The organism is Candidatus Nanopusillus massiliensis (assembly GCF_920984865.1).
Genome location: NZ_OV100765.1, coordinates 144,971 through 145,569 on the forward strand (window position 1 = coordinate 144,971; position 599 = coordinate 145,569).

At 30.9% G+C, this 599-nt stretch carries 2 protein-coding genes; both read left to right on the forward strand.

Annotation, left to right across the window (positions count from 1 at the left end; translation table 11 throughout):
- The first annotated feature begins 96 nt into the window (after positions 1–96).
- On the forward strand, positions 97–291 hold the full coding sequence (locus LUA84_RS01100) for a single stranded DNA-binding domain-containing protein (protein WP_231434038.1): 195 nt from the start codon (positions 97–99) through the stop codon (positions 289–291).
- Between the two features lie 104 nt (positions 292–395).
- A partial coding sequence (locus tag LUA84_RS04625; RefSeq protein ID WP_342765389.1) for an amino acid--tRNA ligase-related protein occupies positions 396–599 on the forward strand: 204 nt, incomplete at its 3' end.

Consider the following 599-nt stretch of genomic DNA (forward strand, 5'->3'; position numbering starts at 1 on the left):
AATGAGGGATATGAAGGATAAGATTTTCTTTGTAATAAGAGATTCTTCAGGAATAATACAAGCAGTTGTAAAAACAATCGAGTATGATCCAAAAACATGAAAGATGCAACAAAATTCCAAATTGAAGGTTCTTTAGAAGTAAAGGGAATATTAAGAAAGGATGAAAGGGCACCTGGAGGATATGAAATAGAAGTAAAGGAAATAAAAGTATATGACTATGGAAAACCATTTCCATTAAAGGGAGATGAAGATGATAGATACAATACAAAATGTACAGACATCTATGGATAAGGACAAGATGGTTTGCAGATGTAATTAAAGATAAAGCANAGTTTAATTGTAAATGTAAGGGACTGGTTTATAAAGGATGGATGGTATGAAGTAACTCCAGCAATATTGGTTGGAAACGCTGCAGAAAACCTGCAGAATTATTTGAAGTAAAATATTTTGAAGATAAGGCATATTTATCGCAATCAGCGCAATTATATTTAGAAGCATTAATATTTTCATTGGAAAAAGTTTATTCATTAACACCATCATTTAGAGAAGAGCTATCTAGAACAAAGAGGCATTTACATGAATATTGGCATTTTGAAATT